The 25,171-nt window shown below is 72.6% G+C and carries 24 protein-coding genes and 1 tRNA gene; 13 read left to right on the forward strand and 12 right to left on the reverse strand.

What is annotated here, in order from left to right:
• A partial coding sequence (locus ACFCY7_RS31805) for an MFS transporter (protein ID WP_376489523.1) occupies nucleotides 1–1,190 on the forward strand: 1,190 nt, incomplete at its 5' end.
• Nucleotides 1,191–1,439: 249 nt separating this feature from the next.
• Here ACFCY7_RS31805 and ACFCY7_RS31810 read toward each other — a convergent pair.
• On the reverse strand, nucleotides 1,440–2,636 hold the full coding sequence (locus ACFCY7_RS31810; RefSeq protein ID WP_376489524.1) for a DUF6004 family protein: 1,197 nt from the start codon (nucleotides 2,634–2,636) through the stop codon (nucleotides 1,440–1,442).
• Between the two features lie 189 nt (nucleotides 2,637–2,825).
• Complete coding sequence (locus tag ACFCY7_RS31815; RefSeq protein ID WP_376489544.1) at nucleotides 2,826–3,059, reverse strand: hypothetical protein; 234 nt, start codon at nucleotides 3,057–3,059, stop codon at nucleotides 2,826–2,828.
• On the opposite strand from ACFCY7_RS31815, the gene ACFCY7_RS31820 reads away from it, so the two are divergent.
• The 3 genes from ACFCY7_RS31820 (at nucleotide 2,977) to ACFCY7_RS31830 (ending at nucleotide 5,968) form a co-directional block, all read left to right on the forward strand.
• A complete protein-coding gene (locus ACFCY7_RS31820) occupies nucleotides 2,977–3,246 on the forward strand; it encodes a S8 family serine peptidase (protein WP_376489542.1) in 270 nt (89 codons plus the stop codon). The genes ACFCY7_RS31815 and ACFCY7_RS31820 overlap by 83 nt on opposite strands.
• Nucleotides 3,247–3,483: 237 nt before the next feature.
• Entirely contained in the window at nucleotides 3,484–4,914 is a 1,431-nt protein-coding gene (locus tag ACFCY7_RS31825) for a Gfo/Idh/MocA family protein (protein WP_376489525.1), read from the forward strand.
• A 40-nt stretch (nucleotides 4,915–4,954) separates the two neighbouring features.
• Nucleotides 4,955–5,968, forward strand: a complete 1,014-nt coding sequence (locus ACFCY7_RS31830; protein WP_376489526.1) for an NEW3 domain-containing protein — start codon at nucleotides 4,955–4,957, stop codon at nucleotides 5,966–5,968.
• A gap of 442 nt (nucleotides 5,969–6,410) precedes the next feature.
• Here ACFCY7_RS31830 and ACFCY7_RS31835 read toward each other — a convergent pair.
• Nucleotides 6,411–6,484, reverse strand: a tRNA-Pro gene (locus ACFCY7_RS31835).
• Nucleotides 6,485–7,064: 580 nt separating this feature from the next.
• Here ACFCY7_RS31835 and ACFCY7_RS31840 point away from each other — a divergent pair.
• Nucleotides 7,065–8,285 (forward strand): acyl-CoA dehydrogenase family protein, encoded by a 1,221-nt coding sequence (locus tag ACFCY7_RS31840; protein WP_376489527.1) that lies wholly within the window; start codon nucleotides 7,065–7,067, stop codon nucleotides 8,283–8,285.
• A 124-nt stretch (nucleotides 8,286–8,409) separates the two neighbouring features.
• On the opposite strand, the gene ACFCY7_RS31845 is transcribed toward ACFCY7_RS31840, so the two are convergent.
• From ACFCY7_RS31845 to ACFCY7_RS31870, 6 genes are all read right to left on the reverse strand, one after another.
• The gene (locus ACFCY7_RS31845) at nucleotides 8,410–8,982 is read right to left on the reverse strand and encodes a GAF domain-containing protein (protein ID WP_367819905.1); all 573 of its coding nucleotides are present in this window, start codon (nucleotides 8,980–8,982) and stop codon (nucleotides 8,410–8,412) included.
• Complete coding sequence (locus tag ACFCY7_RS31850) at nucleotides 8,979–9,602, reverse strand: ATP/GTP-binding protein (RefSeq protein ID WP_376489528.1); 624 nt, start codon at nucleotides 9,600–9,602, stop codon at nucleotides 8,979–8,981. The genes ACFCY7_RS31845 and ACFCY7_RS31850 overlap by 4 nt, the downstream gene beginning before the upstream one ends.
• Nucleotides 9,580–9,957, reverse strand: a complete 378-nt coding sequence (locus tag ACFCY7_RS31855; protein WP_376489529.1) for a DUF742 domain-containing protein — start codon at nucleotides 9,955–9,957, stop codon at nucleotides 9,580–9,582. Before ACFCY7_RS31855 ends, ACFCY7_RS31850 begins: the two co-directional genes overlap by 23 nt.
• A complete protein-coding gene (locus ACFCY7_RS31860) occupies nucleotides 9,954–10,388 on the reverse strand; it encodes a roadblock/LC7 domain-containing protein (protein WP_017236638.1) in 435 nt (144 codons plus the stop codon). The genes ACFCY7_RS31855 and ACFCY7_RS31860 overlap by 4 nt, the downstream gene beginning before the upstream one ends.
• Before the next feature lie 5 nt (nucleotides 10,389–10,393).
• Nucleotides 10,394–12,379 carry an ATP-binding protein gene (locus ACFCY7_RS31865; RefSeq protein WP_376489530.1) on the reverse strand — a complete coding sequence of 662 codons (1,986 nt, stop codon included), beginning with the start codon at nucleotides 12,377–12,379 and terminating at the stop codon, nucleotides 10,394–10,396.
• Between the two features lie 491 nt (nucleotides 12,380–12,870).
• Nucleotides 12,871–13,830, reverse strand: coding sequence for an oxidoreductase (locus ACFCY7_RS31870; RefSeq protein WP_376489531.1), 960 nt, complete (start codon nucleotides 13,828–13,830; stop codon nucleotides 12,871–12,873).
• A gap of 181 nt (nucleotides 13,831–14,011) precedes the next feature.
• Between ACFCY7_RS31870 and ACFCY7_RS31875 the strand changes: the two genes are divergently transcribed.
• Complete coding sequence (locus ACFCY7_RS31875) at nucleotides 14,012–14,569, forward strand: TetR/AcrR family transcriptional regulator (protein WP_376489532.1); 558 nt, start codon at nucleotides 14,012–14,014, stop codon at nucleotides 14,567–14,569.
• A 120-nt stretch (nucleotides 14,570–14,689) separates the two neighbouring features.
• On the opposite strand, the gene ACFCY7_RS31880 is transcribed toward ACFCY7_RS31875, so the two are convergent.
• Nucleotides 14,690–15,892 carry an MBL fold metallo-hydrolase gene (locus ACFCY7_RS31880; protein WP_376489533.1) on the reverse strand — a complete coding sequence of 401 codons (1,203 nt, stop codon included), beginning with the start codon at nucleotides 15,890–15,892 and terminating at the stop codon, nucleotides 14,690–14,692.
• Between the two features lie 131 nt (nucleotides 15,893–16,023).
• Here ACFCY7_RS31880 and ACFCY7_RS31885 point away from each other — a divergent pair, with 131 nt between their 5' ends.
• Both ACFCY7_RS31885 and ACFCY7_RS31890 read left to right on the forward strand, forming a co-directional pair.
• Nucleotides 16,024–17,199: a Glu/Leu/Phe/Val dehydrogenase dimerization domain-containing protein gene (locus tag ACFCY7_RS31885; protein ID WP_376489534.1), complete on the forward strand. Its 1,176-nt coding sequence runs from the start codon at nucleotides 16,024–16,026 to the stop codon at nucleotides 17,197–17,199.
• A gap of 64 nt (nucleotides 17,200–17,263) precedes the next feature.
• Nucleotides 17,264–17,956 (forward strand): TetR/AcrR family transcriptional regulator, encoded by a 693-nt coding sequence (locus ACFCY7_RS31890; protein WP_376489535.1) that lies wholly within the window; start codon nucleotides 17,264–17,266, stop codon nucleotides 17,954–17,956.
• 126 nt (nucleotides 17,957–18,082) lie between these two features.
• Here ACFCY7_RS31890 and ACFCY7_RS31895 read toward each other — a convergent pair whose 3' ends face one another.
• On the reverse strand, nucleotides 18,083–18,853 hold the full coding sequence (locus ACFCY7_RS31895; RefSeq protein WP_376489536.1) for an SIMPL domain-containing protein: 771 nt from the start codon (nucleotides 18,851–18,853) through the stop codon (nucleotides 18,083–18,085).
• Between the two features lie 226 nt (nucleotides 18,854–19,079).
• Between ACFCY7_RS31895 and ACFCY7_RS31900 the strand changes: the two genes are divergently transcribed.
• The 5 genes from ACFCY7_RS31900 to ACFCY7_RS31920 are packed head-to-tail and all read left to right on the forward strand — an operon-like array spanning nucleotide 19,080 to nucleotide 24,269.
• Nucleotides 19,080–20,039 (forward strand): STM4015 family protein, encoded by a 960-nt coding sequence (locus ACFCY7_RS31900; protein WP_376489537.1) that lies wholly within the window; start codon nucleotides 19,080–19,082, stop codon nucleotides 20,037–20,039.
• Complete coding sequence (locus ACFCY7_RS31905; protein WP_376489538.1) at nucleotides 20,036–21,190, forward strand: STM4014 family protein; 1,155 nt, start codon at nucleotides 20,036–20,038, stop codon at nucleotides 21,188–21,190. The genes ACFCY7_RS31900 and ACFCY7_RS31905 overlap by 4 nt, the downstream gene beginning before the upstream one ends.
• A gap of 11 nt (nucleotides 21,191–21,201) precedes the next feature.
• Nucleotides 21,202–22,023: an STM4013/SEN3800 family hydrolase gene (locus tag ACFCY7_RS31910; RefSeq protein WP_376489543.1), complete on the forward strand. Its 822-nt coding sequence runs from the start codon at nucleotides 21,202–21,204 to the stop codon at nucleotides 22,021–22,023.
• Nucleotides 22,020–23,357: an STM4012 family radical SAM protein gene (locus ACFCY7_RS31915; protein WP_376489539.1), complete on the forward strand. Its 1,338-nt coding sequence runs from the start codon at nucleotides 22,020–22,022 to the stop codon at nucleotides 23,355–23,357. Before ACFCY7_RS31910 ends, ACFCY7_RS31915 begins: the two co-directional genes overlap by 4 nt.
• Nucleotides 23,358–23,366: 9 nt before the next feature.
• Nucleotides 23,367–24,269, forward strand: a complete 903-nt coding sequence (locus tag ACFCY7_RS31920) for an STM4011 family radical SAM protein (protein WP_376489540.1) — start codon at nucleotides 23,367–23,369, stop codon at nucleotides 24,267–24,269.
• Here the strand turns inward: ACFCY7_RS31920 and ACFCY7_RS31925 are convergent.
• Entirely contained in the window at nucleotides 24,256–25,050 is a 795-nt protein-coding gene (locus ACFCY7_RS31925; protein ID WP_376489541.1) for an SGNH/GDSL hydrolase family protein, read from the reverse strand. The genes ACFCY7_RS31920 and ACFCY7_RS31925 overlap by 14 nt on opposite strands.
• Nucleotides 25,051–25,171: the final 121 nt, after the last annotated feature.

Below are 25,171 nucleotides of genomic sequence, written 5' to 3' on the forward strand. Positions count from 1 at the left end.
CGACCGGAACAGGGGACCGGTCGCGGCCCCGCGCCGTCCTGCCCGCGCTCTGCGCCACCCAGATCACCGGCTGGGGAATCGTCTACTACGCCTTCCCCGTCCTGAACCCCCAGATCACCGCCGCCACCGGCTGGTCCACCGGCGCCACCATGGCCGCCTTCTCGCTCGCCCTCGTCATCTCCGGCATCGCCGGAATCCGCGTCGGCCGCATCATCGACCACCACGGCCCCCGGACCATCATGACCACGGGGTCAGTCCTCGGAGCCCTGAGCCTGTCGATCGTGGCCCTCGCTCCCAACCTCCCGGTGTTCTTCGCCGGATGGGCCCTGGCCGGGCTCGCCATGGCCGCCACCTTCTACCAGCCCGCCTTCGCCGCAGTCACCCGCTGGTGGACGCCCGACCATGTCCGCGCCCTCACCATCGTCACCCTCGCCGGCGGCCTCGCCTCCACCGTCTTCGCACCTCTCACCGCCGTCCTCGCCGATCACTTGTCCTGGCGGTCCACCTACCTCGTGCTCGCCGCGATCCTCGCCGCCATCACGATTCCGGCCCACGCCCTCGCCCTCAGAGCACCGTGGCCACCGGCCCCACCGTCACCTGCCCACACCGACACCACCCCGCAGAACGTGGTCCGCAGCAGCCCCTTCCTGCTGCTCGCCCTGGCGTTCACCCTCTCGGCGTTCGCCATGTACGCCGTCGTCGTCACCCTCGTCCCGCTCCTACTCGAACGCGGCTACACCACCAGCCAGGCCGCCTGGGCCCTCGGCCTCGGCGGCGCCGGCCAAACCCTCGGCCGCACCCTCTACGCCACGCTCGCCCGCCGCACCGACACGACCACCCGGACCGTCGTCCTCATCACCCTCGGAAGCCTGACCACCGCCGCCCTCGCCCTCACACCCGGCCCCTACGCCCTCGTGACAGCCCTGTCCATCGCCGCCGGCGTGGTACGCGGCAACCTCACCCTCCTCCAGGCCACCGCCATCACCGACCGATGGGGGACCACCCACTACGGCACGCTCTCCGGACTCCTCAGCGCCCCCGCCATGACCGCATCAGCCCTCGCCCCCTTCACCTCAGCCCTCCTCGCCCCACCGCTGGGCGGCCACCCACCCCTGTTCGCCGCCCTGGCAGCCACCGCAGGAACCGCAGCCCTCATCGCCGCCGGCTCGTCGGTCCGCGACGCGAGGTAGATCCCCCAATCCAGGAATCGCGCCGCACCTGTTGCAGCCGGTACGGGGGGAGCCGTACCGGCTCTCGGCTGCGCGAAGCACCCATGACCCTCGCGCCACAACGCCATCGACCGCGATCAGGGCGCCGAGCTGGAGGGTGCTCGCCCCTGGCGCTGGGCCGGCCGACTGGGGCCGGACCAGCACGAAGGGTCGGCAGCTGCCGGCGCACCGGGAGGCGCCGAGTTCCGCAAGGGCGCGTGTGCCGAGCCGTCAGTCGCTGACCGGCGCCGACTCGCCGGCCCACGTGTCGCGCATGACCAGCCGGACGTCGGTGATGCGGGCCTTGGTCGTGCCGGACTCCGTCACCAGCGGGACGTCGGCGCTCTCGGCGCGCAGTTCGGTGCCCTCGGCCTCCAGGGAGTCCGGGCGGCCGAACAGCGGTACCCCTGCGTCCGCGTAGAGGGTGCCGGTAGGCGTGGAGAGCTCGAAGTGCGTGTTCAGGTGCAGGTCCGCCGGGTAGGCGACGCGGCTGAGGCTGTCTTCGTCGCCCTTGCCGTACGCGCCCTCCGAGGGCCGCGCCCAGCTCGCCCGCAGCATGACGCGCCCGCCCAGCTCGGCGCAGTCGCCGACCACCGCCAGGCGGGACAACTGGGCCTGCACTCCGAGGCCCTTGTCGTGCTTCTCGGGTCCGAACAGGAGGATCTCCGCACCGCCGGCCAGGGCACGATTGCCTGCCAGGTCCACCTTGACGGTCTTGCCGTCGACCGTGAGGGTCAGGGATCCCTCCAGGGTGCTCTGCATGATCAGCGAGGGGTCGACGAGCATGGTCGTGAAGGAGTTCTGACCCTTGGCGAAGAACAGCGCCGGAGCGTCCCCGGCCGGCGCGTTCTCGTCGTCGGACGTGTACCAGGCCACCGACGGGCCGGCAGCGCGGAGCACGTTCGTCGCCGGCCGGGCATCCGCGTTCCCGCCGAGCTTCGCGTCGAGGAAGGGGCCGGTCAGCGGCTCCTTGAAGGGCGGCACCCCGTCCAGGGCACCCACCGTGTCGATGCCGTCCTTGTTGACCAGCCGCAGGGTGCTGGTCTCGATGATCCCGAACCGACGGAGCCGGAACTCCGCGGGGAAGTTCGCACCGGCCACTGTCTGCCCGACACGGCCCTGGTTGGGTCGGAACGGGTTCGTAAGGATCTGGATGCGGTCGTTCAACTCGTAGCTGTAGCCCTTGATCCCGACCTCGGGAGCGGAGATCAGCTCGGCGTTGAACGACGCGTTCTTCTTCTCGTCGACCTCGTGCTCGAAACCGGGCATGGGCCACTTGTTGATCTGGGTGAACCCGGAGAAGACGATCGTCTCCCGGCGCCCGTTCTCCTGGTCATCGCCGAAGACGACGGTCGCGGCGCCGAGAAGATGCCCGCGGATCGGCTTCGGTTCGATGTTCAAGTCCATGTACGTCTCGTTGGTGCTCATCGGGCCGTGTCCTCCATCGTCGTCATCGCCTGACCGGCGGCAAACTGTCGATGCGAGCCTCGCGGGCCAGGACCACGACGTGCGCGAGGAAGTACGAGCCTTCATCCGTACGAGCGAGCCAAGATCAGGCCACCCGGCCAGGAAACGCGTCACGCGACGCACGCCCACGCCGTCGCGACCTCCACAGCCCTACCAAGCCGCTTCGGCGCACGCCGCCCCCGATTCGTTCTCCGTTCGCGAACTGTGCCGTCCATCCTGGACTCGTGCACGAATCCGTTTAGCGTTCCCCACTGCGGTCGGCGCGAGCGCCCGGACCGACAGTCGTTCCAGCTTCTCCAACATCGGTTCCTGCGTCGGCATCTTCGCGCCCGGCTCCGACATCGTCTCGGTCGGCATCACGAGCAACACCGCCTCCGCCACCATGTCCGACACCTCCATGGCCACCCCGCACGTGACCGGCGCGGCGGCGCTCCACCTCTCGGCCAACCGCACGGCCACCCCGGCCCAGGTCCAGGCGGCCCTCAAGGACAACGCCACCAAGGGCAAGCCGACGAGCATCGGCTCCGGCTCGCCCAACAGCCTCCTGTACACGGGCTTCATCGGTCAGTAGCAACCTCCACCCGCCCCCTCACACGGCCGCCCGGTCCTCCGACCGGGCGGCCGCCCCTTCGTGCCCGCTCGCGCTCGGCGACCTCCACTCCGACAGTGCCCGGAGGGTGCTCGATTCACGCATTCCAGTTGATTGAAGATACTCACTAGGGAGCTGTTTCGAGCATCTATTGACACGAGGTGTGGTCACCGCCAGAGTCGTGCCTCATACGAGCCCGCCTTCGCACCGAGGAGCGCCATGCCCAAGTTCCCTTCCCTTTCGCGTCGTTCACTTATGGGAGGAGCGGTCGCCACCGGAGCCGCCATGGCCGGGCTCGGCGCGACGGCTCTGGAAGCCGCCGCGGCACCGGCGCCCGGGACACCCCGCCGCGGGCCCGGGCAGAAGAGCATGATCGGCGTCGCCCATGACGTCCACGCCAGCGTCCGCGTCGGCGTCATCGGCCTCGGCAACCGGGGCAGCGGCATGACCCTGGGCTGGGCCTCGGTGCCCGGCTGCGTCGTGACCGCCGTGTGCGACATCCGGGCCGACCGCGCCAAGCGGACCGCCGACCAGCTCGTCGGCAAGGGCAAGCCGCGTCCCGCCGAGTACGGCGGCTCCGCCGACTCGCACGCGGAGCTGCTGAAGCGCGACGACATCGATCTGGTCTACATCGCCACGCCCTGGGAGTTCCACTACGAGCAGGGCAAGGCCGCGCTGCTGGCCGGCAAGCACGTCATCGTCGAATTGCCCATCGCCACCGAGCTCGACGAGCTGTGGGACCTCGTCGACACCTCCGAGCGCACCCGCAGGCACCTGATGCTCGCGGAGAACTGCAGCTACGGCCGGAACGAGCTGGCCATGCTGAAAATGGCGCACGAAGGCATGTTCGGCGACATCACCAACGGCCACGGCGGCTACCTGCACGACCTGCGCGCGCTGCTGTTCTCCGACACGTACTACACCGACAGCTGGCGGCGGCTCTGGCACACCCGCAGCACCGCCTCCTTCTACGCCATGCACGGCCTCGCGCCGATCGCCGCCGCCATGGACATCAACCGCGGGGACCGGATGACCACCCTGCGCGCCACCGCCACCGAGCCCAAGGGCCTCGCCGACTACCGGGCCCGCTTCGTCGACCGCTCGCACCCCTCGTGGAACGAGACCTACGTCAACGGCGACCTCGTCACCTGCCTCATCGACACGGCGCAGGGCCGCGTCATCCGGGCCGAGCACGACGTCAGCTCGCCGCGGCCGTACAGCCGCATCAACACCCTCGCCGGCAGCCGGGGCATCTTCGAGGACTACGCGGGCGTGGTGTCGTCCGACGGCGGACGCATCTACGTGGAGCCCGACCACGGCGGGCACTCCTGGCGGGACTTCGGGTCGTACCGCAAGGAGTTCGACCACTGGCTGTGGAAGAAGATCGGCGACGACGCGGCGAACAACGGCGGCCACGGGGGCATGGACTACGTCCTCCAGTGGCGCACCGTCCAGCAGATGCGGGCCGGCCTCGTCCCCGACATCGACGTCTACGACTCCGCAGCGTGGTGCGCACCGGTACCTCTGAGTGTCATGTCCCTGGCGAAGGATGGTCGACCGGTGACCGTACCGGACTTCACCCGCGGCGACTGGGTCAACCTGCGCCTGGGCCTCGACTCCCGACCCTCGGACATGCCCCCCGTCGCCTGACGCGCCGATCGACCCAACCCCCTCTCCAGGAGCAGAAGACATGAGACACCCCCGCCACTGGGGCACCGCCCTCAGGACCCTGGCCGCGGCCGTGACCGCCGTCGTGGCCCTCTCCCCCGCCTCCGCCTCCGCGCAGCCGGCGTCCGGGACGCCGGCCGACACGGCAGGGGCGAAGACGGAGGTCGCCATATCCGCCGTCGACCTCGACGGACCCGCCATCTCGACCGTGCAGGTCACCATCAAGAACGCCGGACCCGACCGGCTGCGGTCGCTGAAGGTGTCCTTCGCCGGGCCGGTGGGCTGGGCGGTGCAGCCGTCGTCACAGACGGTGGACGGCACGTACGCGGCCGGCGCCACGGCCCGGGCCACCTTCCGCATCCAGGTGCCCGAGCGCCGCCCGGCCTTCACCGTCCGCACCTTCACCGCGACGGCGACCTACCAGGGCGGCGACGGCCTCGGCACCGCCACGGGCACCCGCACCGAGCTCAGCGGCACACCGCTGGCCTCCCTCGCCGCCGCGTACAACAACGTCGGCATCACGGACGAGGCCGACACCGCACCGGGCGACTACGACGGCGAGGGCAACAGCTTCTCCGCACAGAAGCTGGCCGCCGCCGGCCTCATCCGAGGCGGCACCGTCAACGCCCTCGGCGCCCGCCTGACCTGGCCGGACATCGCCCCCGGCAGCAAGGACAACGTCTCCACCTCCGGCCAGGCCGTGACCCTCTCCGGGTCGGGCGGCAAGCTCGTGTTCCTCGGATCGGGTGTGGGCAGCGGCGCCACCGGCAGCGCCACCGTGCACTACGCGGACGGCACCACCACGTCAGGCACGTTCGGGTTCCCGAACTGGTCGTTCGACCCCGCGAACGCCCACGGGGCGGCCCTCGTGGCGTCGAGCGACGGGCGCAACCGGCCGAGCGGCTACGGCAACGCCGGCATCGCGTACCGCGTCTTCGCCCACTCGATCCCCCTCGACCCCGCCAAGCAGGTCTCGTTCGTCGTCCTGCCGGCCAACGCCGACATCCACCTCTTCGACATGGCCCTCGCGCCGTAATCTCCACAACGCAGTGACGTCGGAAGCGGCGTGACACCCGCCTGACGAACCGAGGGCCCCGGAACGCCGGGGTCCTCGGTTCGCCTGTCCCGGCCGGCGAACTGCGCAACCGCCTCAGGGTCCTCCTTCTACGGCGACACGAACATGGAACTCGCCCTACGCGGTCCGGAATTGAAGACGCACGACCCCCATCTCTCAGGATGACAGGTACGCGTAGTGCCGGCCCGCGAGCACCAGCCTGCCCGACTGGGAAGCGCCCGCCGAGCCGGCCGACGCGCTCGTGGCCGCCTCCCACGCCGAGTACCGGGGCTGGGGCAAGGTCGCTCCCAGCGGCCTCGTCGACACGGGGTCAAGGCGAGTTGGTACCCAACTGGTCCCCAAAACGAGTCAGAGGCCGTTTCAGATTGCTCTGAAACGGCCTCTGACCTGCGACTCTTTCGAGTCGGGACGACAGGATTTGAACCTGCGACCCCTTGACCCCCAGTCAAGTGCGCTACCAAGCTGCGCCACGTCCCGGTGCCCGTCTGACCTGGGGTTTCCCCTGGCTGAACGCGCATGAGAACAATACCGCACTTTCTCGGGTGGTCACGAACGCCTTTCGTGGTGGGCGTGGGAGGGGGTGCACACGGAAGGGATTGCTCACTCTGTGTGACGCGCTGGTGCGCTGGGGGGTGCGCCCGCGCGCCCCCGGTGGGGGGCGGAGAGGGGCGTCGGGTGGGTCCGGGGGGCTCGTCACCTGGGCAGGAAGGAGGAGGGAAGAGATCCGGAATGCCGCCTCTCTGATGATGAAGGGGCGGATGTGGTGAAGCGGGGGAGGTCGCGGCCATATGCCCGAGAGTTCGTTGCCGTTGGCATGTGGCAGAAAGATGCCCACGGGGAAGGGACCCGGGATCGGACCGAGCAGGCCAAGAGCACGCGAAACATAGTCGGAAACAAACGTCAACCGTTCCGTTTTCGGCCAAAAATCGTGGCGATATTGCTCCACCCCGGAAAGATCAACACCATGAAGTGGTCGGCCTGTTCGGGACGGGGCCACTGCCGATGCACCACCTGCTCGGTCGACTCGCCGATCAGGAGCTTCGCGGGAGGGACTCGGATGGACAGCTACTTCAGCAGCCGCCTGCATCATCAGCTCAGGGAGAAGGTCCGCGACTTCGCGGAGAGTGAGGTTCGGCCACGGATAGCCGAGATGGAGGCATCGCGGACGGTCCACCACGAGCTGTCCCGACGCATCGCCGAGCAGGGCTGGTTGGGCGCGACAATCAGCCAGGAGTACGGCGGCATGGGGGCCGGCCACCTGGCCAAGACGATCATCATCGAGGAGCTCTCCCGGGTCAGCGGCGCGATGGGCGCCATGGTCCAGGCCTCGCAGCTCGGCACGGCGAAGATCGTCCACTTCGGCAGTGACGAGCAGCGCAAGACCTGGCTGCCGACGATCGCCGCCGGTGAGTGCCTGCCGACCATCGCGGTCACCGAGCCCGAGTCGGGCGGTCACGTCCTCGGCATGAGCGCCAGCGCGGTGCGGGACGGCGACGACTACATCCTGAACGGCCGCAAGGTCTTCGTCGGCAACAGCCACGTGGGCGATCTGCACGGCGTCGTGGTCAGGACCGGTCCTGGATCGAAGGGACTCACCGCTTTCCTGGTCGAATCCGATCGCCCGGGGTTCAGAACCGGTCCGCAGCAGACGGCGATGGGACTCCACGGCTTCAGCTTCGGCGAGCTCATCTTCGAGAACTGCCGGGTGCCGGCCGCCAACCGGCTCGGCGACGAGGGCGACGGCCTGTCCGTCGCGTACTCCTCCAGCGTGCTGTACGGGCGGGCCAACCTCACCGCCGTCTCCCTCGGCATCCACCAGGCGATCCTGGAGGAGACCACCCGCTTCGCGTCCGAGCGGATCCGCTACGGCAAGCCGCTCCACGACCTCCCGACGGTCAAGCTGAAGCTGGGCCAGATGCAGTCCCGGCTGATGACCGCCCGGCTGGCCGCGTACCACGCCGTGCACCTGCTCGACCAGGGCCGCTCCTGCGATGCCGAGCTGATGAACGCCAAGCTCGTCAACGTCGAGTCGGCGATCGACTCCGGCCGCAACGCCATGGAGATCCACGCCGCGGCGGGCCTCTTCACGGACCGGGCCATCGAGCGGTACCTCCGGGACGCGCACCACATCTTCGCCCCGGCCGGCACCTCCGACATCCAGCTCCTGCGCCTGGCCGAGGTCGCCCTCGGCCAGGACAAGGGCAGCTGGTCCGAGCGGCTTTCCGAGCTGGTCAGGACACCCGACCTGGAGCTGGAGCTGGAGCCGATGCACGCCTGATCCCCCTGGGACGCCGGGCACACGGACCTTCCGGAAGGTACGCGGACCTTCCGGAGTACCGACATGCCGGAGCCCCGGTACGGTCTCGGCCGTACCGGGGCTCCGGCATGTCACGCGGTGACGGTCAGAACATGCCGTCCTCGCGCCGGTTGATCTGCTCCATCAGCTCGGCCGCCATGGCCTTGATCGTCTCGAGACCGGCACGCCCCCACGGCCGGACGTCGGTGTCGACCACGCAGATGGTGCCCAGCGCGACGCCGGTACGGTCGATCAGCGGCGCGCCCATGTACGAGCGGATGCCGATCTCGTCCACGACCGGGTTGCCCGCGAAGCGCGGGTAGTCGCAGACGTCCTCCAGGACGAGCGCCTTGCGACGGACCACGACGTGCGGGCAGTAGCCGTGGTCGCGGGCCATGTAGCGGCCGACACCGCCGCCGCCCGCGGCCGCCACGCCGAGGTCGCTGCCCGAGTGGGTGCCCTCGGGCGTGTGCAGCCCGGCGAAGAACTGCCGGTTCTCGTCGATGAAGTTGACCATCGAGAACGGGGCGCCGGTCACGTCCGCGAGCCGGTGGGCGAACTCGTCGAACGCCGGGTCCGGCCGCTCCCCGAGCCCGAGCTCACGCAGCCGCTGGACGCGGGCCGGCGCCTCCTTGTCGATGGGGGTCAGCAGGAGGTGACCGGTCGGGTCGTAGGTCATGGTGTGGCTCCGTAGCTCGGCACGGTGTCCGGGATGGTGGTGAGCAGGTGCTGCACCAGGGTCAGCAGGGTACGGATGCCGGAACTGGAGATCCGGGCGTCGGTGAGGACGACCGGCACGTCCGGCTTGAGGTCGAGCGCCGCCCGGACCTCGTCGGGTTCGTAGCGGTAGGCGCCGTCGAACTCGTTGACCGCCACGACGAACCGGATGCCCCGGCGCTCGAAGAAGTCCACGGCGGAGAAGCACTCCTGGAGCCGTCGGGTGTCGGCGAGGACGACCGCGCCGAGCGCCCCTTCGGAGAGCTCGTCCCACATGAACCAGAAGCGCTCCTGCCCCGGTGTGCCGAACAGGTAGAGCACGTGCCGGTCGTCGAGCGTGATGCGGCCGAAGTCCATGGCGACGGTGGTCGTGGTCTTGGACTCCACGCCCTCCAGGCTGTCGGTGGCCGCGCTGACCGAGGTCAGCAGCTCCTCGGTGCTCAGCGGTTCGATCTCGCTGACCGCGCCCACGAGGGTCGTCTTGCCCACGCCGAATCCGCCCGCCACCAGGATCTTGAGTGCGGTGGGGAAGGGATCGGCCGAGGAACCGTCGTGGCGCTCAGAGCCGTTGTCGTAGGCCATCGAGCACTGCCTCCAGCAAGGAACGGTCGGTTGGGGTGGCGTGGAAGCGGGGTGCCCGGGCGGTGAGCGCCCCGCAGTCCACGAGATCGGAGAGCAGGACCTTGGTGACCACGGCCGGGAGCCGTAAGTGCGCCGCGATCTCGGCCACCGAGGTGGGCCCGTCGCACAGCCCGAGGGCCAGGCTGTGCTCGGGACCCATGTGCGTCTGGGGTGACGATCCGGTTGCCATCACCATCGACAGCAGGTCGAGTGCGGTGGTCGGCTTGGTCCGCCCACCGCTGACGGTGTACGGGCGGATCAGCCGGCCGGCCGCGTCGTCGAGCCAGGGCCCTTCCTGTGCGGACGTCACGTTCACTGTCCGAGGCCACCCACCAGGCCGGCGGCCTGCCGGGCGGGAGTGACCAGGTACGGCCGGACGCTCTTGACGAGCATCGCCATCTCGTAGCCGAGGACGGCGGCGTCCGCCTCGCGCCCGGCCAGGACGGCCAGGCACGTGCCGGAGCCCGCGGTGGAGACGAACAGGAGGGTGGAGTCGAGTTCCACGACCACCTGACGGACCTCGCCGCCGTCGCCGAACCGGGCGCCCGCGCTCCGGCCGAGCGAGTACAGCCCGGAGGCGAGGGCGGCCATGTGGTCGGCGGCGTCGGGGTCGAGGCCGTGCACGGACTTCACGAGGCCGTCGGAGGAGAGCAGAACGGCGTTGCGGGTGTACGGGACCCGCTGGACCAGTCCGCTCAGCAGCCAGTCGAGGTCCGAGGAATGGCCGGTCGGCGCATTGCTCGCCATGGTGTCTACTCCTTGTGCGCGTCGTCTGGACGCAGCGCTTCTTGGGGGGCGGGCTGGGACTCGGCGAGGCCGATTCCGCGCTGGAACGCGGCCATCAGACCGGGGTCGTGCAGGGCGTGCTCCTCGGACCTCCGGGCCACGGGTTCGTCGCGCAGCTGCGGGACGAGGTGCTCCTGGGCGCGCCGCTTGGGGAGCAGCGGACGGCCGGGGGCCTCGGCAGGGGGGGCCGGGGGGAGCGGCGAGATCAGGGAGGCGGGCGGGGCCGTGTGGTCGGCGCCGCTCTGCTGACCCGGTATCCCGGGGGCGCGGTCGAAGTCCGCGTACCCGTTGGTCGGCGCACTCGTGCGGGGGTACGCGAGCGAGCCGGACCCGGGGGTCTCCTCGTGGCGGAGGGCGGTCCGCTCCGGGGAGGGCGGGGACGGCGGTACGTGGGCGGCGGGGGCCGTCCCGTTCGTCGTCCCGTTCATGGCCATGGGCGCGGGCGCCTGGGCCATGTGCGTGGGCGCCTGGGCCGTGGGCACGGGCGGCCGGTGGTGGGCCGGCGCCTGGTTCGGAGCCGGGGCGGCCAGGGGGGCCGTCAGCGGGTTCGGTGCCTGGGCCGCCACCGGGTGCGGCATGGGCGGCGTGGCGGGCGCCGGCTGGGACGGCGCCGGGGACTGCGTCTGCATCTGCACCTGGCCGGGCGGGACGGCCGAGGATCCGGCGGTCGCGGCGGCCTGGCGCTCGTGCTGCGCCAGGCCCTCGGGGTCGGCGCCGAGGAGGCCCTGCGGGAGGACCAGGACGGCCTGGACGCCGCCGTAGATGTTGGACTGGAGGCGTACGGCGATGCCGTGCCGCCGGGCCAGCGCCGAGACGACGAAGAGTCCGATGCGCCCGTCCTGGAGCAGATGCGCGACGTTGACCTGATCAGGGTCGGCGAGCAGGGCGTTCATCTTGTTCTGCTCGGTGACGGGCATGCCGAGTCCGCGGTCCTCGACCTCGATCGCGAGGCCGGCCGTGACGTACTGGGCGCGCAGCAGCACCGTGGTGTGCGGCGCGGAGAACAGCGTCGCGTTCTCGACGAGTTCGGCGAGGAGGTGGATGACGTCGGCCACGGCATGGCCCCGGAGCGTACCGTCGATCGGGGGGACGAGCTTCACTCGCGGGTACTGCTCGACCTCGGCGATGGAGGAGCGCAGCACCTCGGTCATGGTGACCGGGTTCGACCACTGGCGGCGCGAGATGGCGCCACCGAGCACGGCGAGGTTCTCGGCGTGCCGGCGGATGCGGGTGGCCAGGTGGTCGACGTGGAACAGGCCCTTGAGCAGCTCCGGGTCCTCGACCTCGTTCTCCAGCTCGTCGAGGAGCTGGATCTCGCGGTGGACCAGGGACTGGAGGCGCCGGGCGAGGTTGACGAAGACCTCGACCTTCTGTTCGTTTCCGACGCTGCTGGAGAGCCGGGACGCCTGCACGACGGCTGCCACGGCGGCCTCGTGAGAGCGGGTCAGTTCCTGTGAGAGCAGGTCGAACTCGTCGCCGGCGACGGCGCCGGTCGGCAGCGCGGGGCGGGGCGGGATGCCTTCGCCCTTGCGCAACTGTTCGACGACCGTGCGCAGTTCGCTCTGGTCGCGGGCGCTGGTGCGGCGCAGGGCGTTGCAGCGGTCGAGGACCGCCTTGGCGGCCCGGTCGGCGCCGAGCGCGGCGGCCGTCACGGAGGCGACCGTGAGGGCGGCGGCGCCGGTGAGCGCGGCCCAGAGGCCGGGCGTGGGGCTGGCGCCGGTGGAGCGGATGGTGAAGAGAACGGCCGCCGCGCCGCCGAGTGCCACCGCGACGGCGGGAAGCACGGAGGTGCGCAGGAGTTGGGGGCGTATGCGGACTTCCGTCAGGAGCGGTGTGGGGGGCTGTGCCGGCGGGGTGCTGCTGGTGCCGGAGGCGGAGCGGGCGCCTGACCGGCCGTGCCGCCCGCCCTCGCGTCGGTCGGACCGCGAGGCGGGTGCGCGAAGTTGAGACATGAGTGTCCTTGGTACGTGCCCGGGAATCGGCGTACTGCGGGAGTTTTCCACGAGGTCTACGGGGGTGGTCTGAGGGGGGATGCGATGAGCCTACCGATGATCATCAACCACACACTGTAGTCGTCAACCGTTCATGTGCGGTGCGCAGTTGGCAAACTTACCCGTAGAGCGACCCGGTCTGGTATCACCCCCCTCACGACAGGCCGAGAACCATTGGCCGAAACCCGATGCCGCCATGCCGGCGCGCCCCGCTGAACAGGAGCGGAAGAGGGCGGAGGCGTTCCCACGCCCCCGCCCTCTGCGGAATTCACTGCTGACCGGAATCCCTCGGAGGGGGCGCGAACCGCCCGGTCGGGATGCTTCCGCCCGATTCCGAACCCCCCTCGGGCGCTCCCCGCCCCTCGTCCGCGCCGGCGACCGTCCGGCATCCGGGCCGCCGCTTCCCGGCTCGCCGCCCCCCGCCGGCCCGTGACCGACGGTGAGACCGGAACCTACCCGGCCACCCGCGGGTACCGCACGCCGGTGAGCCGTTCCGAGAGCGCCCACAGCCGCCGGGCCGTGGCGGCGTCCCGGATGGCGCGCTCCCGGTCGCGGAGGACGGGCTCGCCGCGGAGCTGGAACGGCCCGTCGGGCACGACGTAACTCCCTCCCGGCAGGCCGGGGACGGTCGAGGCGTACAGGGAGGTCCTGGCCCCGTCCGGCGTCGGGCGGAAGGCGACGCGCAGGAGCAGGCGGACGAGGGTCGCGTACGCGCGGCCCCTGGCTCCGTTGGCGCCGCCGGTGAGCACGTTGGAGCGGGTGAGTCCGGGAGCCACGGCCATGCTGCGCAGCCTCAGCCCGGAGGCGTCGGCCCTGCGCTGCAGTTCGACGGCGAAGTAGAGGTTCGCCCGCTTGGACTGCACGTAGGCGAACGCCGACCGGTAGCGGTGCTCGGCGTTGAGGTTGGCCATGTCGAACCGCGCGAATCGCTGGCCCTCGCTGCTGACCGTGACCACACGGGGGTCGGCGGAGGCCAGCAGGTGAGGCATGAGGAGGCCGGTGAGCGCGAAGGTGCCGAGGTGGTTGATGCCGAACTGGGACTCGAATCCGTCGGCGGTCCGGGAGAACGACACCATCGCCACACCGGCGTTGTTGACCAGCAGATCGATCCGGTCCCGGTCCCAGCCCTCGGCGAAACGGCGGATGGACGCCAGGTCGGCGAGGTCGAGCAGGCGGAGTTCGGCGCGGGCGCCGGGGACTTCGGAGCAGAGCCGCTCCACCGCGTCCCGCCCGCGCTCACGGCTGCGGCAGGCCAGGACGACATGAGCGCCGCGGCGGGCGAGCTCCCGGGCGGTGACGTACCCGATGCCGCTGTTGGCGCCGGTGACGACGACCAGCCGCCCCGACTGGTCGGGGAGGGGCTCCGGCACGCGCAGCGAGGCTCGGGCGGTCGCCCGGGAGTCACGGGTCATGGAGATCTCGATTCGTGGGTCGGGAACGCCGGCGGCCCCGAAGGCACGCGGCAGTATTGCGACTCGAAGTTGCGATAACTTGATCCTGTCGCATGACCAGCCACCAACGCAACTGGGAGTTGCAATGAAGCCTGCCGAGCCGTCCCCGAGGCGCGCACCCGCTGTCGGGCGAGGCGAGAAGATGCGGGCCGCCGTGCTGGAGGCGACCATCGCCGAGCTCACGCAGACCGGGTACGCGGCGCTCACCGTCGACGGCGTCGCCCGGCGGGCCGGCGTCCACAAGACGACGATCTACCGGAACTGGAGCGACTCCGACCGCCTTGTCGCCGACGCGCTGGCCGGTCACTTCGCCACGGACGTCCCGATCCCCGACACCGGAGCGGTGGAGGGCGACCTGCGCGAGCTGGCCCGCGCCCTCGTCGCCACCATGACCACGCCGGCGGGCCGGGCCCTGCTCACCACCGTCCTCTCGGACGCCGTACGCGTCCCCCGGCTCGCCGAGATCAAGAACGCGCTCTTCGACGACCGCTTCCGGCGGGCCGAGCCCGTGGTCACCCGAGCCGTCGAGCGGGGCGAACTCCCCGCCGGCACCGACCCCGCCGAGCTCCTCAGGACCCTCGCCGCGCCGATCTACTTCCGGCTCGTGTTCACCGGCGAACCGGTCGACGACACGACCGCGGACCGGGCCGTGCGCATCACCCTGGCCGCCGCGCACGCCCACGCGCTGCCGGCGGTCTGACCTGCGGTTTCCAAGACGGACGGGCGAGGTCGGCGGGGCAGTCCCGCCGACCTCAGACCGCCGACAGCCCGTGCCGTGCGCGCGGACCGCGACGCGCGGCGCCCCCGTGCCCGTCCGGCGTCACCGCTCGCCCGCCAGGTCGAGATCGTCGCTGCGCGTCTCCTCGGCCGCGACCCCGACGCTCCGGGGGCGGCGCCACGGACGGTCGCTCGGGCGGGAGACGCCCCGCCACCACGACTCCCCGGGCAGCTTCCCCGCGGGCTCGAACGGTTCGCCGGGCCGGGGGAACGCCACGGCCTGACCCGCCTCCTCGGCCGCGTCCCCGGTCCACTCCCCCGGCTCCGCCCACGGGTGCGGGGCCAGGTTGAAGGTGCCCCAGTGGATCGGCAGCATCACGCCGCCGGGCGCGCCGCCCTGGAGGTCGAGGTGGGCCCGCATGCCCTCGGCGGGGGTCATGTGGATGTCCGGCCAGAACTCGGAGTAGGCGCCGATCTGGATCATGGTGGCGTCGAAGGGGCCGTGGGCGGCGCCGATGTCCTCGAAGCCGGAGAAGTAGCCGGTGTCGCCGCTGTGGAAGATCCGGTGGGCGGGGCCGGCGACGACCCAGGAGGCCCAGAGGGTCATCTGCCGGTTGCGGAGGCCGCGGCCGCAGAAGTGGCGGGCCGGGGTGGCCGTGAGCGTCAGCTCGCCGATCTCGGTGGACTCGTTCCAGTCGAGCTCGCGCAGGCGGGACGCGGGCACGCCCCAGCGCTCCAGGTGGGCGCCGACGCCGAGCGGCACCGCGAAGACGGTGTCGGTGGTGGCGAGCGCCTTGATCGTGGGCAGGTCGAGGTGGTCGTAGTGGTCGTGCGAGATCACGACGACGTCGACCGGGCCGAGCGCGGCGAGCGGCAGGGGCACCGGGTGGAGCCGCTTCGGGCCGGCGAAGGGGAAGGGGGAGCAGCGGTCGCCCCAGACCGGGTCGAAGAGGACCCGGTGGCCGTCGATCTCCGCGAGGACGCCCGAGTGCCCCATCCAGGTGAGGCGCAGCCCGGTGGCCGGGGCCTTGGACAGGTCGGCCAGGGTGGTCGGGTGCACGGGGATCGTGCCGGTGGGGGCGCGGCGCGTGCGCCCTTCCTTGTCGAAGTAGATCTTGGCGAACTCGACGCCGGAGCCGGAGGGGCCGCGTCGGGCCGGTTCGGGGTTCTGGAAGATCCCGTCCGCGAAGTTCGGCGAGCGGTGGATGCGGGCGAGGCGCTCTCCCGTGGGATCCGCGCCGAAGGACTCGGGGCGCAGCGCGCGCAGCCGGGCCCGCGGCGAGCGGTCGGAGCCGGTACCGGTCACAGGACCTCCTGATCTCTGGGGGTCGTTCCATTATGGGCGGCCCGCGCCCCGAACGGTCGGGACGGTCGGCCATACTGAATCGCTGTTCAGTACGGCCGATCGGCCGAACGTCCCTCCCGAGGAGCCCCGCGATGAGTACCGCCCCCCTGCTTTCCGTCGACTGGACCGATCACGTGACCGGGCGCCGGGGCCACCTGGTGGTCGACCGGCTGGTGCGCGGCGTGGCCAGCGGCGGGCTGCGGATGCGGGAGGGGTGCACGGCGGACGAGGTGGCCGGGCTCGCCCGCGGGATGACCATGAAGGAGGCCCTGCACTACGACCCGACGGCCCGGTACGTACCGCTGGGCGGCGCCAAGGGCGGCATCGACTGCGACCCCCGCTCCCCGGAGGCGTACGGCGTCCTCGTGCGCTACCTGCGCGCGATGCGGCCGTACGTCGAGCGGTTCTGGACCACCGGGGAGGACCTGGGGCTCACCCAGGACCTGGTGGACCGCGCCGTGGCCGAAGCCGGCCTGGTCTCCTCGGTGCAGGCCGTGTACCCCCTCCTGGACGACGAGGAGGCGGCCAGGAAGCGGCTCTCCGACGCGTTCGCGATCGAGGTGGACGGCATCGGCCTCGACGAGCTGGTGGGCGGCCTCGGGGTCGCCGAGTCCGTGCTCGTCGCCCTCGACCGGGCCGGCCGGGAGCACGCCGGGACCCGGGTGTCCGTGCAGGGCCTCGGCACCATGGGCGGGGCGACCGCCCGGTTCCTGGCGCGGGCCGGGCTGCGCGTGGTCGCCGTGGCCGACGTCCGGGGCACGATCGTGAACCCCGACGGCCTGGACGTGGAGGCGCTCCTCGCCGCCCGCGACGCCCACGGCGCCGTCGACCGCGCCGCGCTGCGCCCCGGGGACCGGGAGGAGCCCGGGGACGCCTGGCTCGCGGTCGACGCGGAGGTCCTCGTCCCCGCGGCCGTCTCGTACGCGATCGACGCCGGGAACCAGGCGCGGATCACGGCCCGCTGGATCGCCGAGGCCGCCAACATGCCGGTCCTGCCGGAGGCCGAGGAGGCCCTCACCGCGCGCGGGGTGACCGTGCTGCCGGACGTGGTCGTGAACTCGTGCACCAACGCCTGGTGGTGGTGGACGCTCTTCGGCGACATCGAGGCCGACGCCGACCAGGCCTTCGAGCGGGTGCGCGGCGCGATGCGGACGCTCGTCGGCGCGATCCTCGACCGGGCGGCGCACGGCACCACCCCGCGCGCTGCGGCGCACGCGCTGGTGGCAGAGCGACTGCCGGTGATCTCCGAACGCTACGGCTGGTACTGAGCCGGGCCCGCACCGCGGCCGTTGATGATCATGCCCTTGTCATGTGCTGTGTAGGCTGCACGGCGTGGCGAGAGTGCGGTTGAGCGTGGCGGAGCGGCGGGACGAGCTGCTGCGGGCCGCCGTCGAGCAGATCGAGGCGCGCGGCGTCGCGGCCGTCCGGATCTCCGACGTCGCCTCCGCCCTCGGCGTCAGCAACGCCCTGGTGCTCTACCACTTCTCCACCAAGGAACAGCTGGTCACGGCCGCCTTCGCCCACGCGGCCGAGGCCGACCTCGCCCACCTGCGCCGCCTGCTGGGACGCCGCTCCACCGCGGTGCGGCGCCTCCGGGCCGCCGTCCGCTGGTACGCCCCGACCGGCCAGGCCAAGGGCTGGCGCCTCTGGATCGAGGGCTGGGCCGCCTCGCTCCGCGACCCCGGACTCCGCCGGGTCGCCACCTCCCTCGACCAGGAGTGGAAGGCCGCCCTGACCCGCGTCATCGCGGAAGGCGCCGCCGCCGGCGAGTTCCACTGCCCCGACCCCGCGGCCACCGCCTGGCGCCTCACCGCCTTCCTCGACGGCCTCGCCGTACAGACCACCGCCTACGCCGGCTCCCTCTCCCGCACCGCCATGCTCCGCTGGGCCGACGCCGCCCTCACCCGCGAACTCGGCCTGCCCACCGACACACCGGACGAAGCCCCTGCCGAAGACCCGGCCGAGGCCCTCGCCGAAGCCCCCGAGCCGGCCGAACCGCCCGCACGGCGCCCCGCCGCGGAGTAGCCGCGTCCGCCCGTCCGGCCGCCCGCGACGGAGCCGGGCAGACGACGACAACCCGCCCCCGGCCTCGCGACGCACAGGCCGGGGCCGGGGGCCGAGCCGCGGCGACGACAACCCGCCCCTCCCCCGTCAGAGCAGCTCGTAGACCGCCGACACCGTGACCTGCTCCTCGATCTCGCCGGGGGCCGTCGGGACGCTCGGCTCGTCGGCGGAGATGCCGGGCGCCGCGCCGATGCCGGGCCGCACGGACTCGCCCTCGCTGAGCGAGACCAGCCGGCCGAGCCGGTGGCCGCTGAGCCGGGCGTGCTGCTCCGCCTTGTCGTACGCGTCCCGGTACGCGGCCTCGCGCGCCTTCGCCCGCAGCGCCGTCGGGTCGGCGACGTCGAAGACGACGCCGTTGATCCGACCCGAGTCCCCCGTGGCCTCGTTGACGGCGCCGATGACCTGCCCCGTCCTGTCGATGTCGCGGACCTTCACGGAGAACGTCTGCCCCGCCTGATACCCGGTCACCTTGTTCTCGCCCGCGGCGTTCTGGGTGTACGCGGGGGACAGGGAGAGGCTGTCGGTACGGATGTCCCGGTCGGCGATCCCCTGCTTGTGCAGCACCTCCAGGAGCGCCTCGGCCGCGGTGCTCTGCGCCGCCATCGCCTCCTTCGCCGTCTTCTTGGCGGCCTCGACGCCGACGGAGAGGATCGCCAGGTCCGGCGCGGAGGACGCGCGGCCCTGCCCGCTGACGGTCACCGTCGCGGGCGCAGGCTCCGCGGCGGCGACACGGAGGGCCGTCCGCGCGGGCACGGCCGCCAGCGCGGGACCCGCCGTGCCGACGAGAAGCCCGCCCAGCACGGCGGTGGCGGCGAGCAGACGGGCGGTACGGGCGGCGCTGGGCCGGCGGATCGTCACGGGCGGTCCCTTCGAAACGTGAGTGCCGGTGCTCCGGCGGGCACATCCCAGCACCCGGCGGCCCCGCCTCCCGCGCGCCACTCCTGACCGGCCGCTCCCTTCACCTCTCCGTACCAGCCGCGCCCCGTTCCCCGCCCGGACCGACCCGGGCCGGGACGCTGTCGGTGGCGCTTGGTAGAACTCTTCCGTCAGCCGACCCCACTCGTCCGTTGTCTGGAGCACCGCCATGACCGTTGGCCACTACCTTCAGGAATTCCACGGCCTGCCCGTGTTCGACTTCCCGGACGCGGACGCGCGGGTGGAGCTCCCCGAGGCGGACCGGGTCGCCTGGCGGATCTCCGCCCCGACGTACTCCGATCCCGGCGACGAGCTGTGGGGGGCGCGGTTCGAGCGGTTCCTGAAGGCGGTCGACGCGGGGCGGGTGCGGGCGCTGGTCGTCGGCGGCTGGGACGAGGCGTACGAGAACTCGTCGGCCGACATCGTGACCGCCCTGATCGGCGCCAACAACCGGCTGGCGGCCCTGGCCGCGGTGTTCCTCGGGGACATGACCGGCGAGGACTGCGAGATCTCGTGGATCGTCCAGTCCGACGTGACGCCGCTGCTCGCCGCCTACCCGGCGCTGCGCGAGCTGGGGGTGCGCGGGGGCTCGGGGCTGGCCTTCCCCCCGGTCCGGCACACCGGCCTGGAGACCCTGGTGCTGGAGACCGGGGGCCTGGGCGCCGAGGTGGTGCGCGGTGTCGTGGGCAGTGACCTGCCCGCCCTGGAGAACCTGGAGCTCTGGCTCGGCACGGACGAGTACGGCGGCGACAGCACGCCGGAGGACCTCGCGCCGCTGCTCGCCGGGACGGTCTTCCCCGCGCTGCGGAGCCTCGGCCTGCGCAACAGCGTGATCCAGGACGCCGTCGCCGCCGCCGTGGCGGGCGCGCCCGTCGTCGCGCGCGTCGAGCGCCTCGACCTCTCCATGGGCGTCCTCACCGACGAGGGCGCGGCGGCGCTCCTGGGCGGGCGGTCGCTGACCCACCTCGCCCACCTCGACCTGTCCCACCACTACCTGTCCGAGGCCATGCGGGAGCGGGTCCTCGCCGCGCTCGTCCCGCACGGCGTGACCGTCGACCTCGGCGACGCCCGGGAGCCGGAGGACGACGGCGACGGCGAGGTCTACCGGTACGTCGCGGTCGCCGAATGACCGTCCGCCCGCGTCCCGGCACCGGACCGCGGCTCGTGGTCGTCGGCGATCCGGCGGGGCGCCGCGTCGCGTTCTTCCAGGACGCGCTGCGGGCCGCCGGGCTGCCCGGGGCGCGGGTGGTGTCCTGGCCCGAGGTGCTGCGCGGCCGGGCCCGGTTCGCCGCCGGCGAGACCGTACGGCTCGACTCGCCCGGCGAGGACCCGGAGGCCGACCGGCTGCTGCGCGGCGTCGACGATCCGGCCCGGGTCGAGGGCAGCGGCCTCTGGTACGAGCGGTTCACCGCCGCCGCGGCCGGCCTCGCCGCAGCCGTGGCGGAGGCGGGGGCGGCGCTGGTCGACGATCCCGGCGAGCTGCCCGTCCTCTTCGACAAACGGCTGAGCCACGGCCGGCTGCGGGCCGCCGGGGTGCCGGTGCCCGATTCGCCGACGTCCGGTCCCGCCGCCCCTGTCGTGCGCGGCTGGGCGGACGTCCGGTCGCTGACCGAGCGGCCGGGGCTGCGCCGGGTGTTCGTGAAGCTCGCGCACGGCTCCTCCGCGTCGGGCGTGCTCGCCGTGGAGACGAACGGGGCGGGCCGGGTCCAGGCCACCACCTCGGTGGAGCGCGGTCCGGGCGGACGGCTCTTCAACTCCTTGCGGGTACGGCGCTACACGAGCGAGCACGAGGTGGCCGCGATCGTGGACGCCCTCGCCCCCGACGGCCTGCACGTCGAGCGGTGGCTGCCGAAGGCCACCCAGGGCGGCCGGGCCGCCGACCTGCGGGTCGTGGTCGTCGGCGGGCGGGCCACCCATGCCGTGCTCCGGACCGGCCGCTCCCCCATGACGAACCTGCACCTGGGCGGAGCCCGGGGCGACCTGGAGGCGGCCCGGGCGGCGATCACCGCCGCCGGCGGGCGGTGGGAGGACGCGCTCGACGTGTGCGAGCGGGCCGCCGCCGCGTTCCCCGGCACCCGCTGCGTGGGGGTCGATCTGCTGCCGGCCACCGGGTGGCGCCGCTTCGCCGTGGGCGAGGTCAACGCCTTCGGGGACCTGCTGCCCGGCCTCACGGGCCTGCCCGGCCGCGGCGCCGAGGGCCTCGACACCTACGCGGCGCAGGTCGCGGCGGATTTCCCGCACCCCTACGACAACGGCACCACAGGAACGAGCACCCCGTGAACCAGCCCGACATGAACGCGATCGTCGGCAGCCACGACGTGCTCCTGGTCACCCTCGACACGCTGCGGTACGACGTGGCCGTCGAGCTGGCGGCCGGGGGACGGCTGCCGAACCTGGCCCGGCACCTGCCCGGCGGCGGCTGGGAGCGCCGGCACGCGCCCGGGAGCTTCACGTACGCCTCGCACCAGGCGATCTTCGCCGGTTTCCTGCCGACGCCGGCCGCCCCGGGGCCGCATCCGAGGCTGTTCGCGGCCCGGTTCGCGGGGAGCGAGACGACGGCCGGCGGGACGTACGTCTACGACACGCCCGACCTGGTGTCCGCGCTGGCGGGCGAGGGCTACCGGACGGTCTGCATCGGCGGCGTGGGGTTCTTCAACGGGCGGCCGCCGCTGGGCGCGGTACTGCCGGGCCTCTTCCAGGAGAGCCACTGGGAGCCGTCCTTCGGCGTCGCCTCGCCCACGTCGTTCGAGTCCCAGGTCGCGCGGGCCGAGGAGGTGGTCGCCGGGCTCCCCCGCGAGCGCCGCCTGTTCCTCTTCGTCAACGTGTCGGCGCTGCACCAGCCCAACTGGTTCCACCTGCCGGGGGCGAGCAGTGGGGCGGGCGACTCCCGGGCCACGCACGCGGCGGCCCTGGAGTACGTCGACCGGCACATCGGTCGGCTCTTCGCCGCGATGAGCAGCCGTCGGCCCTGTTTCGCGATCGTCTGCTCGGACCACGGCACCGCGTACGGGGAGGACGGCCACACCGGGCACCGGCTCGGCCACGAGGTCGTGTGGACCGTGCCGTACGCGCAGTTCGTCCTGCCGGGACCCGACCGGGAGGCCGCCGCGTGAGCACCCCCGCCCCCCGCCCGTACCGGAGCTACGTCTACGCCTATCCGCACAAGACGGCGTACCGGGAGCTCGCCGGGCTCCCGGAGCTGGCCGTCCTCTGGGCGGACGAGCCGAAGGACGCGCTCTCCCTCTACGCGCACATACCGTTCTGCGAGGTCCGCTGCGGCTTCTGCAACCTCTTCACCCGCGTCGGTGCCCCGGACGGGCTGACGACCCGCTACCTGGACGCGCTCGACCGCCAGGCCGCGGCCGTGCGCGAGGCCCTCGGGGACGGCGGCCCGGTGCGGTTCGCCACGGCCGCCTTCGGGGGCGGCACGCCCACCTTCCTGACGGCAGGCGAGCTGGAGCGGCTCTGCGACATCGCCGAGAAGCGGATGGGGGTGGACCTGCGGGCGGTGCCGCTGTCCGTGGAGACCTCGCCCGCGACCGCGACGGCCGACCGGCTCGCCCTGCTCGCCGAGCGGGGCGCGACCCGGTTGAGCATCGGGGTGCAGAGCTTCGTGGAGGCCGAGGCGCGGGCGGCGGTCCGGCCGCAGCGCCGTGCCGACGTGGAGGCCGCGCTCGGCCGGATCCGGGACAGCGGCGTCCCCGTGCTCAACATCGACCTGATCTACGGGATCGACGGCCAGACCGAGCGGTCCTGGCAGGTCTCGCTGGACGCGGCCCTCGCCTGGCGGCCCGAGGAGCTCTACCTCTATCCGCTGTACGTGCGCCCGCTCACCGGCCTCGGCCGGCTCCAGGACCCCGCGGCCGCCGACCGCGCCTGGGACGAGCAGCGGCTCCGCCTCTACCGGTACGGCCGGGACCACCTCCTCGCACGCGGCTACGAGCAGGTGTCGATGCGGATGTTCCGCCGCGCGGACGCCGGGCCCTCGGGACCCGACGACCACGCCTGCCAGACGGACGGCATGATCGGCCTGGGGTGCGGGGCCCGCTCGTACACCTCCGCCCTGCACTACTCCTTCGACTACGCCGTGGACATGCGGGAGATCCGCTCGATCATCGACGTCTACACGGAGACGGAGGACTTCTCCCGCGCCCCGCACGGCTACGGGATGACCGGGGCCGAGGCGAGGCGCCGTCACCTCCTCCAGTCGCTGCTCCAGGCGCAGGGCATGCCCGTCGACGGGTACGAGGAGCGGTTCGGTTCCTCTCCCGCGGCCGACTTCGGCCCCGAGCTCGCCCGGTTCGAGGCGCTCGGCTGGCTGGACGCGGACGCGCCGGCGGGCCTGCTGCGGCTGTCGCCCGAGGGCCTCGCGCACTCGGACGGGCTCGGCCCCGAACTCTTCTCCCCCGCCGTACGGGCCGCGATGGCCGCGTACGAGGCGAAGTAGCGGGCCGCCGTGGACCCGAACCCGTCCTCGGGCACGGACCTGACCGTGCTGTACCGGGGCCCGCTCTCCTCCTGCGACTTCGACTGCCCGTACTGCCCGTTCGCGAAGCGGCGGGACACCCCCGAGCTGCTGCGCGCGGACCGGGCGGCGCTCGAACGGTTCACCGGGTGGGCCGCCGGGCAGACCGGCGACCGGCTGCGGATCCTCTTCACTCCGTGGGGCGAGGGTCTCGTGCGCTCCTGGTACCGGCGGGCGCTGGTCGGCCTCTCCCGGCTGCCGCACGTGGAGCGGGTGGCGATCCAGACCAATCTGAGCTGCCGCACCGACTGGCTGGCGGAGGCGGACCCGGAGACCGTGGCGCTCTGGTGCACGTACCACCCCGGCCAGACGCCGTACGAGCGCTTCCTGGCGAAATGCCTCGACCTCGCCGGGCGCGGCGTCCGGTTCAGCGTCGGCGTGGTCGGGCTGCCCGAACACGCCGAGGACGCCCGGCGGCTGCGCGCCGCTCTGCCGCCGCACGTGTACCTCTGGGTGAACGCGGCGGAGGGGCACGCGTACACCGACGCGGAGGCGGCGGAGTGGACGGGGATCGACCCGCTCTTCCCGTACAGCCGGCATCCGCACCGGTCGGCGGGGCTGCCCTGCCGGACGGGCGAGTCGGTGATCTCGGTGGACGGCGAGGGGACGGTGCGGCGCTGCCACTTCGTCAGGGCGGAGCTGGGGAACCTGTACGACGGCTCGTACCGCGCCGCCCTGCGCCCCCGGGCCTGCCCCCTCGCCGTCTGCGACTGCCACATCGGCTACGTCCACCTGGAGACGCTGCCGCTGTACGACGTGTTCGCCGGCGGGGTCCTGGAGCGGATCCCCGCCGTCCTTCCCCCGCCGGCCCTCCCCCTGACTACAGGGGCATGAGGTCGGGGCGCTTGGCCTCGACGTGGTCGCCGGAGCTTTCGCCGCGGAGGCGGCGGCCGATCCAGGGGACGAGGTACTCCTTGGCCCAGTGGATGTCGTCGCGGCGGACTTCGAGGGTGCCGCGCGGGGGGACCGGGGGCCAGGGCTGGTCCGGGTCGGCGGGCACGGGGAGGCCGAGGACCTGGGCGGCGCGGAGTGCGACGCGGGTGTGGCCGTCCGGGGAGAGGTGGAGCCGGTCGTCGTCCCAGGCGCGCCGGTCCTGGACGGACTTCAGCGACCACAGGTCGAGGACCGGGCAGTCGTAGCGGTCGGCGATGGCCCGGACGTGTCCGTTGTACGTGGCGATCTTGCCGCGCAGGTGCTTGAGGAGGATCACGTCGCGGGTGTCGAAGCCGGTGGTCACCATGACGGTGCCGACGGCGGAGGTCAGGTCGGCGACGGCGCGTTCGAAGCGCTCGGCGACGTCGTCGGGGTCCGTGCCGGGGCGGATGATGTCGTTGCCGCCGGCGCAGAAGGTCACCAGGTCGGGGGCGAGTTCCTTCGCCCGGGGGACCTGTTCCGCCACGATCTGGTCGAGGAGGCGCCCGCGTACGGCCAGGTTGGCGTAGCGGAAGTCGTCGTGCTCCGGCAGCTCGTCGGCGAGCAGGACCGCGAAGCGGTCCGCCCAGCCGACGTACGTCCCGTCGGGCCCGGGGTCTCCGACGCCCTCGGTGAAGCTGTCACCGATCGCCGTGTACGACCCGAATGCGTTCTTGTCTGTTGATCTCGAATCGTCTGCCACGGGACCACATCCTTCCCTTTCGGATGTGACCTACGCGACCGTAAGGAGGGGTTGACGCCGGGTGACATATGCCACCGATAAAGATTCTCCCAAGCGCGGAATACGGCGGCGGCCCGGCACT

The sequence above is a fragment of the Streptomyces sp. NPDC056361 genome, assembly GCF_042262805.1.
GTDB lineage: Bacteria > Actinomycetota > Actinomycetes > Streptomycetales > Streptomycetaceae > Streptomyces.